Origin of the sequence: Nonomuraea sp. NPDC049607 (genome assembly GCF_040675375.1) — a bacterium.
In the GTDB taxonomy this organism is placed as follows: domain Bacteria; phylum Actinomycetota; class Actinomycetes; order Streptosporangiales; family Streptosporangiaceae; genus Nonomuraea.
Genome location: NZ_JBFAOV010000110.1, coordinates 1 through 1,125 on the forward strand (window position 1 = coordinate 1; position 1,125 = coordinate 1,125).

General features: G+C 53.2%; 1 rRNA gene. It reads right to left on the minus strand.

The window, feature by feature from the left end:
- Positions 1–1,125, minus strand: a 23S ribosomal RNA gene (locus AB0J97_RS51630); the annotation flags it as partial.

A 1,125-nucleotide genomic window follows, 5' to 3' on the forward strand; every position in this document is an offset into this window, starting at 1 on the left:
CTTAGGGGCCGACTCACCCTGCGTCGATTAACGTTGCGCTAGGAAACCTTGGGCTTTCGGCGTGCGGGCTTTTCACCCGCATTATCGTTACTCATGTCAGCATTCGCACTTCCGATACCTCCAGCAGACTTCTCAATCCACCTTCATCGGCTTACGGAACGCTCCTCTACCGCGCATACAAAGTATGCACCCCAAGCTTCGGTTCATCGCTTAGCCCCGTTAAATCTTCCGCGCAGACCGACTCGACCAGTGAGCTATTACGCTTTCTTTAAAGGGTGGCTGCTTCTAAGCCAACCTCCTGGCTGTCTGTGCCTTTCCACATGGTTTTCCACTTAGCACAAAATTTGGGACCTTAGCTGTGGGTCTGGGTTGTTTCCCTTTTCACGACGGACGTTAGCACCCGCCGTGTGTCTCCCATACAGTCCGTCTCGGTATTCGGAGTTTGCAATGGTTTGGTAAGTCGCGATGACCCCCTAGCCATAACAGTGCTCTACCCCCGAGAGGATACATATGAGGCGCTACCTAAATAGCTTTCGAGGAGAACCAGCTATCTCCGGGTTCGATTAGCTTTTCACTCCTAATCACACCTCATCCCCTACCTTTGCAACGGGAGTGGGTTCGGGCCTCCAGTGCGTGTTACCGCACCTTCACCCTGGGCATGACTAGATCACCCGGTTTCGGGTCTACTGCCCGCGACTATGCGCCCTTATCAGACTCGGTTTCCCTTCGCCTCCCCTATACGGTTAAGCTTGCCACGAACAGTAAGTCGCTGACCCATTATACAAAAGGTACGCAGTCACTCCTTGCGGAGCTCCTACTGCTTGTACGCACACGGTTTCAGGTTCTATTTCACTCCCCTCTCCGGGGTTCTTTTCGCCTTTCCCTCACGGTACTGGTTCACTATCGGTCGGTCAGGAGTATTTAGCCTTGGAGGATGGTCCCCCCATATTCAGACAGGGTTTCTCGTGCCCCGCCCTACTCGATTTCATCGCATCAGCCCCTTCGCATACAGGGCTGTCACCTTCTACGGCGAACCTTTCCAGGTTCTTTTGCTGAAGCTGATGCAACTTAAGGGCTAGTCCCCGTTCGCTCGTCACTACTTAGGGAATCTCGGTTGATTTCTTT